Source organism: Actinosynnema sp. ALI-1.44, assembly GCF_001984155.1.
GTDB lineage: Bacteria > Actinomycetota > Actinomycetes > Mycobacteriales > Pseudonocardiaceae > Kibdelosporangium.
The window spans coordinates 1-3,823 of sequence record NZ_MTQO01000009.1 but is presented as its reverse complement, the minus strand read 5'-3'; the positions used below and the strand labels follow the sequence as shown (position 1 = coordinate 3,823).

At 63.5% G+C, this 3,823-nt stretch carries 1 protein-coding gene; it reads left to right on the top strand.

Annotated elements, in window-relative coordinates; genetic code table 11:
* Positions 1-43: 43 nt before the first annotated feature.
* The coding region (locus tag ALI144C_RS00070; RefSeq protein WP_441297518.1) for an SDR family NAD(P)-dependent oxidoreductase at positions 44-3,823 on the top strand (3,780 nt) is incomplete at its 3' end.

Here is a 3,823-nt window from a genome sequence, read left to right as displayed (position 1 = left end):
GGCTCCTAACAGCCTTGCGGCGGAGGCACCGAATGTCTCCGGTGTGGTGCCGTGGGTGCTGTCGGGCAAGAACTCGGAGGCGGTTCGGGCGCAGGCTCTGCGGTTGAGGTCGTTTGTGGAGGACCGTCCTGAGTTGTCCTCGGTGGATGTGGCCTACTCGCTAGCGACTTCTCGTTCGGCCATGGATCTGCGGGCTGCTGTTGTAGGCCCTACGCGTGAGGAGCTTGTGGCGGGTCTTGCGAGTGTGGATGTGGTTGGTGGGTCTGGCCGGGTTGGTGTGGTGTTCACGGGTCAGGGTGCGCAGTGGGCTGGGATGGCTGCGGGCCTGTACGGCAAGTTCGAGGTCTTCACGGAGGCCGTGGACGAGATCTGCGCTCTGATGGGCCTCGAGCCGTCGGTGGTGACCGACCCGGATGCCGTGGTTGACCCGACTGGTATCGCGCAGCGGGTGCTGTTCATGATCGAGGTGGCTCTGTGGCGGCAGTTGCAGGCTTGGGGTGTGAAGGCTGAGGTGGTGGCGGGTCATTCGGTTGGTGAGATCTCGGCTGCTCATGTGGCTGGGGTGTTGTCGCTTGAGGACGCGTGTGTGTTGGTGTCTGCGCGGGCTCGGTTGATGCAGGCCCTGCCTGAGGGCGGTGCGATGGTTGCTGTGGCCGCCAGCGAGGACGCCGTGGCTCCGCTGTTGGTGGATGGTGTGTCGATTGCTGCGGTGAACGGCCCGGCCTCGGTGGTGCTGTCCGGCCTGGAGGCCGCAGTTGACCAGGTCGTTGCTGTCTTGGCAGGGCAGGGTGTGAAGACCCGCAGGTTGCGTGTGAGTCATGCGTTCCATTCGGCGTTGATGGAGCCGATGCTGGTGGACTTCGCTGACGCGATTTCGGTTATTGAGTTCGGGACACCGATTCTCAACGGGGTTTCCACGGTGACCGGTGCCGCGGTCTCGGATGAGTGGAGTGACCCGGGCTACTGGGTGCGTCAGGTTCGTGAGCCGGTTCGGTTTGCTGATGCTGTCAAGACTCTTGACACCGGGGTGGTCCTGGAGATCGGGCCGGACGCGGTGCTGTCAACCATGGGTCCTGACGAGGTGGCCTTCATTCCGACCTTGCGTCGAGGCCGTGACACCGAGGTCGAGCTTGTGCGGGCGTTGGCGCGTTTGCACAGCCATGGAGTGAGTGTTGATTGGGAGGTGTTCTTCGCGCCTTACAAGCCTTCCCGCGTTGAGTTGCCGACGTATGCGTTTCAGCGGCAGCGGTTCTGGCCTACCGCTGGGCGGTCTCGTGGTGATGTGGTCACGGCGGGGTTGGGTGCGGTTGAGCATCCGTTGTTGGGTGCGGTGGTGGTGTCGGCGGAGTCGGACCGTGTGGTGTTGTCGGGTCGGGTTTCGTTGCGTGAGCAGTCGTGGCTTGGTGATCACATGGTTGCTGGTGTTGTGCTGTTGCCGGGGGCTGCATTTGTTGAGATGGCGGTGCGGGCTGGTGACGAGGTCGGGTGTGACCTGGTCGAGGAACTGACTTTGCAGGCCCCGCTTGCTCTGACTGACTCCGGCGCGGTGCAACTGCAGGTCATCGTTGGCGAACCTGACCAGGATGGCCGACGTAGCGTCGACGTGTACTCCCGGCCTGAGGGCAGCATCCAGCAGGACTGGGTTCTGCACGCGAGCGGCACCCTGACCAACGGCGCTGCCGACGTGGGCGAAGGCCTGGTGGAATGGCCGCCTGTCGGTGCCACTCGGATCGACGTGGACGGTTTCTACGACCGAGTCGCCGAGCAAGATCTGGTTTATGGCCCCGTCTTCCAGGGTCTGCAGGCGGCTTGGCAACGTGGTGACGACTTCTTCGCCGAGGTCGCCCTCGACGATTCGACCGACGGGGATGTGCAGGCGTTCGGGATTCACCCGGCTTTGCTGGATGCCGCGCTGCACACTCTTCTTTTGAAAGACGAGGAGAGCGGCGATGGCGGTCCGTCGTTGCCGTTCTCGTGGAGTGGTGTGTCGTTGACGGCCAGTGGGGCATCGAGTGTGCGGGTGCATGTTCGTGCCGATGGCGCTCTGCTTCTCGCTGACAGCAACGGTGCGGAACTGGCTACAGTGGATTCGTTGGCCACGCGTGTGCTTGATGCTGCGTCCTTGCAGGCGCGTGTGGATTCTTTGTTTGCGGTGTCGTGGTCGCCGGTGTCTGTGGTGGCTGGGGATGTCGGTGGCACGTTGTTGCGTGCGATTGGTGATTCTGATGTGCGGGTTCGTACGGTGTGGGCTCTGGGAGAGTTGCAGGAGTGGTTGCGTTCTGGTGAGGGTGTTCTGGTGGTGGCGACCTCAGGTTCGGTCGCAGCACTGGAGGGTGATCAGGTTGAGGATCTGGCTGGGTCTGGTGTGTGGGGTTTGGTGCGGTCGGCGCAGTCGGAGCACCCGGGCCGGTTCGTTCTGGTGGACACCGACACCACAGACGCTCTCGACAACATCGACCTCTCGGAAGTCCTTGCCACTGGCGAACCGCAACTTGTTTTGCGTGGTGGTGTTCTGTATTCAGCTCGCCTGAATTTTGTATCCGCGAGCGCGGGCGGTGGTTGGGGTGAGGGTTCTGTTCTGGTGACGGGTGCGTCGGGTGCGCTGGGTGGTGTGGTGGTTCGCCATCTGGTGGAGCAGGGTGTGCCTGGTCTGGTGTTGGTCAGTCGTCGGGGCGGTGATGCCCCTGGCATGGCTGAGTTGGTCCAGTGGGCCAGTGACCACGGCGTTCAAGTGACGGTGGCTGCGGCGGATGTGGCCGACCGCGAGCAGGTCGAGATGGTCCTCGGGCTGGCGCCTATGGGTCTGCCGGTGACCTCGGTGGTTCATGCGGCTGGTGTGCTGGACGACGGGATGCTGGAATCCCTTACTGCGCAGCAAATCGGCAAGGTCTTCGCGCCGAAGGTCGATGCGGCGTGGAATCTGCACGAGGCCACCCTGGGCCTGGAGTTGTCGCGGTTTGTGTTGTTCTCATCGGCCGCGGGCGTATTCGGCAATGCCGGGCAGGCGAACTACGCGGCGGCGAACTCGTACTTGGATGCTCTCGCCGCCTATCGGATCGGGCGGGGCCTGCCTGCGGCGTCGTTGGCCTGGGGTCTCTGGCAGCGCGGTATGGGCGACACGCTCAACGAGAGCGACCGCCGTCGTCTCGGCCGTGCGCTGACGGACGAAGAAGGCATGGCGCTCTTCGAGCTGACCAGCGCTGGCGGCGTCTGGGTACCGACCCACCTCGATCTGACCGCCTACGCCTCCGGATCCACCGAGATTCCGGCTTTGCTGCGCGGGTTGGTGCGTCGACCGGTTCGCCGGAGCACTGCCCGTCATGCCGATACTGATTTTGCGGCGCGTTTGGTTGGTTTGGATGTGGTGGGTGTGCGTGCGTTGGTGTTGGAGGTGGTGTGTGCGGAGACGGCTGCGGTGTTGGGTTTTGGTGGTGGTGGGGATGTGGTTGCGGGGCGTGCGTTTGGTGAGTGTGGTTTTGATTCGTTGATGTCGTTGGAGTTGCGTAATCGTTTGGCGGCGGTGGTGGGTGTTCGGTTGCCTGCGACGGTGGTTTTTGATTACCCGAGTCCTGAGGTGCTGGCTGGCTGGTTGGTCGAGGAGCTGACCGGTGGTGTTGTTGAGGTGGGTCAACCGGTTGTGGGTTCGGTTGTTGACGAGCCGGTTGCAATCGTGGGTATGGCCTGCCGCTACCCAGGCGGTGTCAGCACGCCGGACCAACTGTGGGCGATGTTGCAGGCGGACGGCGATGGGGTGTCGGAGTTCCCGACCGATCGTGGTTGGGACGTAGAGGCGCTGTACAACCCTGACCCGGACCATGCGGGT